The following is a 5,437-nucleotide window of genomic DNA, read 5'->3' as shown; positions in this document are numbered from 1 at the left end:
CCCGCCGTTGCCGCCGCCGCCGCCCACCGACTGGAACACGAGCCCCGACGAGCGGTCGGCGCCGGTGATGACGCTGCCGGTGAAGCCCGCGCCGGTGAGCGCGCCGAGGCCGTCGACCGTGCCGACCCGGACCTCGCCGCCCGCGCCGCCGCTGCCGCCGGACCCGCCGACGCCCACCGAAAGCGAGCCGGCGACCGGGCCTCCGGACACGGCCACCGACACGGCATAGCCACCGTTGCCGCCGCCGCCGCCGATGGATTGCAGCAGGATGCCGTCCGAATCCTCGCCGCCGGTCTGCACCGCGGCCGAGCCGCTGCCGTTCAAGGTGACGGTGCCGCCCGCGCCGCCGCTCCCGGCCGAGCCGCCGACCGCGACCGATGCCGCGCCGAAGGCGCCCGCCGCCACCGAGACCGCGCCGCCGCCGTTGCCGCCGCCGCCGCCGACCGATTGCACGAAGACCCCGGTGGAGCGCGCCCCCGAGGTGCGGATCGAGGAGGGCTGGCTGGCGTCGGTGTTCGACAGGGTGACCGCGGCATCGCCGCCGGCACCGCCGCCGCCGCCCTTGCCGCCGATCCCGACGCCGACGAAGGCGCCGATCGCGCCGGAGGAGCCGCCGTTGCCGCCGCCGCCGCCGATGGATTGCGCGAGAATCCCGAGCGCGTCGCTCTCCCTGGTGGTGATGATGCCGTCGTTCAGGACGCTCACCGGCGCGCCGCTGCCGCCGCCGCTGCCGCTGCCGCCGACCGCGACCATGCCGCCGGTGGAGCCGCCGTCGCCGCCGCCGCCGCCGATGGATTGCGCCACGATGCCGCGCGCGCCCACGCCTTCGGTGGTGATCGAGCCGTAGTTCGACACGCTGACGGCCGAACTGCTACCGCCGTTGGACCCGGTGCCGCCGACGGCGACGAGCCCGTAGGCATTGGCGCCCGCGGCGCCGCTGCCGCCGATCGACTGGGCCAGGATGCCGTCCGCGCCCTCCCGGGCGGTCGCGATGGTGCCGCTTCCCTGGTTGGTGACGTTCACCGCGCCGCCGTTGCCGCCGTTCGAGCCGACGCCGCCCAGCGCCAGCGCCACGAGGCCGCCGCCGCTGCCGCCGGTCCCGCCGCCGCCGCCGATGGACTGGGCGACGATCCCGCGCGCGAAGGCGCCGCCGGTCTGGATCGCGCCGCTGTTCGAGACGCTGACCGTCGAGCCGTTGCCGCCGTTGTCGTTCGCGCCGAGGAGCGAGACGAGCAGGTTGCCCGCACTGCCCGCCGAGCCGCCCGACCCGCCCACCGATTGCGCCAGGATCCCGTTCGCGAAGTCGCCCTGGGTCAGGATGCTGCCCGAGGAGGCGACCGACACCGTGCCGCCGCTGCCGCCGAGCCCGCCGTCGCCGGCCGAGCCGACCAGCCCCCATTGGTCGCCGCCGTTGCCGCCGTTGTTGCTGACGCTCAGCGCATAGATGCCGTCGGCATTCTCGCCCTGGGTGAAGATCGTGCCGCGCTGGTCGAGGGTGACGGCGCCGCCGTCCGCGGAATGGCCGCCGGTGCCGCCGCCCGGCGCGGCGAAGCCGGAGCCGCCGTCGCCGGCCTCGCCGCTGCGGCTGAAGGCGAAGATGCCGTCGTTGCCGCTGCCGCTGGTCTGGATGGTGCTCCCGGCCGCCTGCACCGCATTGACCGTGCCGCCCTTGCCGCCGTCGCCGCCGTCGCGGCCGCTGAAGAAGCTCGCGTAGGAATCGCCCCCGTCCCCGCCATCGCCGCCGACGCTGCCGACGCTCCAGCCGACATTGGAGGTGGCGTCGACATCGCTGCTCAGCGTCGCGTTCTGGGTCGGCCCCGCTGCGCCGTTGCCCCCCGACGAGGGCGGCACGAAGAGCGCCCCGTCGCGGCCGTTGCTGCCGTTCTGGCCGTAGACGATGTTCGTGACGCCGTTCGGCCCGGAGACGTCCTCCGGCGGGCGCAGGGTGCCGGCCGTGCCGGAGCTGTTGAAATTGGCATCGAACTCGGCCTGGGTCATCCCGGTGGAGAAATCGGCCGTCGTCGAAGGGTTGACGCTGTTGCTCACCGTTGCCGTGGTGCCCGAGATCGACTGGATCTCGAAGGCGACCGGCGGGTTGTCGGTGTTGTAGAAGGTCTCGCCCGCAGTCTTGACCAGAAAGCTGTAGCCGTCCGCCGTCTCGACGAAGGCGGTATCGCCCGCGGTGGGCGTGCCGGCCGGGTCGACCACCAGCGCGGAGACCGTCGTATCGCTGCTCGTCACCGGATTGGTGACGGTGTCACCCACGATCGAAGTGCTGGAGGGCGCCGGCGCCGCCCGAACCGCCGCCGGGACCTGGGCCAGAACCAGTGCCAGGAAGATCGCCGCAGGCCAGGTCCGAAGCCGCCGCCGGGCCCCTGCAATCCGATGTCCCGGAATCTCCCGCCTCCTCTGGCGCACGACCATGCGAGCACGAGAATCCGTCAATGTTTCGGGCCGGGTACGGTATATTGTTTATGAATCGGAAACATTAAGCAACTAATCCGTGCTGTTATCCTGTTCTTAATCTACTTTAGGTTTAATTTGATGTAAACCTTGAACGTATGAAGCGACTGGGATGGCCGCCCTCCTGCGCCCGGAGGGAATGGTGATGAACCGCAAACGGGCCCGGAGGCTCTATCGCGGGTAGGGCTCGAGCATCGGCAAGCGACGAGGCCGCAAGCGCGCTCTACGCCGAGGGCTACAGCCTCGCAGACTTGCCCAAGCAGTGCCACCGCGCCGCCACCTGGGACACCGGTTGGTCGAGCATCAGGAGGGACCGGGAATGAAATATCCTGCAGCACTCGTGCTCATGGCCGGGCTGGCGCTCGGCGTCGCGGCCTGCGACGACACGACCTGTTCCGAGACGGCGATGCGGTCCGGCACGCCCGACGCCGAATCCGCCTGTATCTCGGCGGTCAACCGCAACAGGCCGAGCGCGAACGCGACCGTGACGAACTCCGATTTCTCCGCGGCCGGGACCACCGTGATGCTCACCTCGAGCGACGGCGACAACTGGCGCTGCCTCGCGTCCAACGACGGGATCGTCGAAGGCCTCTCGATCGTGGAATGAGGTGACCGGACGCCGCCCCCGGGCCGGTCGCGTCGCCGGTCCGGTCGCGTCGCCGGGCGATAGCCCCGGGGGCGTGCGTCTGGACGGTAATCCGGGGGCACAGCCCGGGATGCTGGGCGCGATCCTGGTGCCGGCGGCGCTCGGCGCCGTCGTCCGGGATCGAGACCGCGGGCAGCTTCGGCGGCACTCCGGGCGCCGGCACCGTCGGCGCGGTGGGTATGGTCGCCGGGCTCGGGCTTCTCCGAAAGCTTCTCGCCCCCTGACGGCTTCGTACGAATTCCGCCCGATCGGTTCTGTCCGCCGCCTTCGATCCCGCCCCCATGCGGCGAGAGCTCCAACCCTCCCGGCGCGTCGTCCCGGGGGCGTTTCACGGTGAAACCAGACCTAAGATACTGTTGTTGCACAGTCTTTCAAAGGTGCTGGCTGGGCGGACACTTCGGGCAGGCGCGAGATGCGCGCGAGCGCGGAGGCCGAGGGGCCTGCGCCGTCGCCTGGCGATCCGCGCACGCCCGACTGGCGCGCGCTTGTCGTTCCTGCCGTCCCCGGGGCCGGGTGCCTGGGCGAAGCGATCACCCGGAGATGGTATCAGGCGATGTAGTCGCGATAGGCGTCCTCGTCCATCAGCCCCTCGAGCTCGGAGGGCTCGGCGAGCGTCATCTTGAAGAACCAGCCGTTCTCCATCGGATCCTCGTTCACCAGCGCGGGGTTCTCGACGATGGCGGCATTGACCTCGGTGATCTGCCCGTCGAGCGGGGCGGTGATGTCGCTGGCGGCCTTCACCGATTCGATGGTCACGACCTCGTCGCCCTTGGCCACGGTCGTGCCTTCCTCGGGCAGCTCCACGAAGACCAGGTCACCGAGCTGCTGGGTGGCATGCTCGGTGATGCCGACGATCACCTCGTCGCCGTCCTGTCTCAGCCACTCGTGTTCCTCGGTGAATTTCAGCATGCGGTTCTCCCTGGATAGGCGCCCCGTCACCGCCGCTTGTAGCCCGGTCGGATGAAAGGCATCTTGGCCACTGTTGCAGGCAGCATCTTTCCGCGCAAGCTGGCAAAGACCCGCGTGCCCGGCGCCGCGTGCTCGATCGCCACATAGCCCATCGCCACCGGCGCATTGAGGCTCGGCCCGAAGCCGCCCGAGGTGATCCGCCCGATCGAAGGCCCGTCCGATGGCCCGTCCTCGGCGGCGAAGAGCTCGGTGCCCTCGCGCATCGGCGCCCGCCCCTCGGGCAGGAGCCCGACCCGGCGGCGCTCGGCGCCCCCGGCGATCTGCTGCAGGATCACTTCCGCGCCGGGAAAGCCGCCGGCCCGTGCGCCGCCCGACCGCCGCGCCGGCTGGATCGCCCATTCCAGCGCCGCCTCGACCGGCGTCGTGGTCGCGTCGATGTCGTGGCCGTAGAGGCAGAGCCCCGCCTCCAGCCGCAGCGAATCCCGCGCCCCGAGCCCGATCATCTCGACCTCCGGGAAGGCCAGCAGCCAGTCGGTGAGGTCATGGGCCGCGGAAACCGGGACCGAGATCTCGAATCCGTCCTCGCCGGTATAGCCCGAGCGCGCCACGAGCGCGTCGATGCCCTTGATGTCGATCTCGCGCACGTCCATGAAACGCATCAGGCTCACGTCCGGCGCGAGGCGCGCGAGCGCGGTCTCAGCCTGCGGCCCCTGCAGCGCGATCAGCCCGCGCTCCAGCGGCTCGACGGTGCAGCTCTCGCCCAGGCCCGCCTCCAGATGCGCGATGTCGTCGGCCTTGCAGGCGGCATTGACCACCACGAAGAGATGGTCGCCGAGATGCGCAAACATCAGGTCGTCGAGGATCCCGCCGGCATCGTTGGTGAAGAGGCCGTAGCGCTGCCGCCCCTCGCCGAGCCCGATCACGTCCATCGGGATCAGCCGCTCCAGCGCCGCGGCGGCATCCTCGATCCGGCCGGACTTCGGACGTATCACCACCTGGCCCATGTGGCTCACGTCGAAGAGACCGGCCGCCGAGCGGGTGTGCAGATGCTCCTTCATGATCCCGGCGGGATAGTTCAGCGGCATCTCGTAGCCGGCGAAGGGCACCATGCGCGCGCCGCGCGATTCGTGCATCCTGTGGAGCGGCGTCTTCCGGGCTTCGCTCATGATCCTCGCTCCCTCCATCCGGCGATCGGGTCCCGCGCCCCCCGCGCGCCCCCGGTTCCCGGCACCGCCGGATCCGCCGCCCTCTCTCCGATCCTAGAGACGCCGCCGGATCGGGGCAAGCGCCGCGCTCTTGGTCGGCAGGGTGATCGCATGAGGAGCCCAATCTTTCTTCCTCGACCGCCCCACAACCAGATGAGGGCAGCGCCCGGCCCGGCGGGTGCGAAGCGCCCGCGTCGTGCCGGAGGCACGCCTT

3 protein-coding genes and 1 pseudogene are annotated in these 5,437 nt (G+C 71.2%); 1 reads left to right on the top strand and 3 read right to left on the bottom strand.

The annotated features are described in order from the left end of the window. A pseudogene (locus V7050_RS17750) lies at window positions 1-2,265 on the bottom strand (hypothetical protein); the annotation flags it as partial. A 517-nt stretch (window positions 2,266-2,782) separates the two neighbouring features. On the opposite strand from V7050_RS17750, the gene V7050_RS17745 reads away from it, so the two are divergent. Beyond that, window positions 2,783-3,070, top strand: a complete 288-nt coding sequence (locus V7050_RS17745; RefSeq protein ID WP_324374672.1) for a hypothetical protein — start codon at window positions 2,783-2,785, stop codon at window positions 3,068-3,070. 585 nt (window positions 3,071-3,655) lie between these two features. On the opposite strand, the gene gcvH is transcribed toward V7050_RS17745, so the two are convergent. Both gcvH and gcvT read right to left on the bottom strand, forming a co-directional pair. After that, window positions 3,656-4,015: a glycine cleavage system protein GcvH gene (gene gcvH, locus V7050_RS17740; RefSeq protein WP_324374674.1), complete on the bottom strand. Its 360-nt coding sequence runs from the start codon at window positions 4,013-4,015 to the stop codon at window positions 3,656-3,658. Window positions 4,016-4,044: 29 nt separating this feature from the next. Next, the gene (gene gcvT, locus V7050_RS17735) at window positions 4,045-5,184 is read right to left on the bottom strand and encodes a glycine cleavage system aminomethyltransferase GcvT (protein WP_324374670.1); all 1,140 of its coding nucleotides are present in this window, start codon (window positions 5,182-5,184) and stop codon (window positions 4,045-4,047) included. Window positions 5,185-5,437 lie beyond the last annotated feature (253 nt).

Origin of the sequence: Amaricoccus sp. (genome assembly GCF_036846665.1) — a bacterium.
In the GTDB taxonomy this organism is placed as follows: domain Bacteria; phylum Pseudomonadota; class Alphaproteobacteria; order Rhodobacterales; family Rhodobacteraceae; genus Amaricoccus.
The sequence above is the reverse complement of the archived record's forward strand: the minus strand, read 5'-3'. Positions and strand labels throughout refer to the sequence as shown.

What these genes read in the sequence shown, in the direction of transcription:
- V7050_RS17745 (WP_324374672.1), top strand. Translation starts at nt 2,783, where the DNA reads ATGAAATATCCTGCAGCACTCGTGCTCATGGCCGGGCTGGCGCTCGGC.
- gcvT (WP_324374670.1), bottom strand. Translation starts at nt 5,184, where the DNA reads ATGAGCGAAGCCCGGAAGACGCCGCTCCACAGGATGCACGAATCGCGC.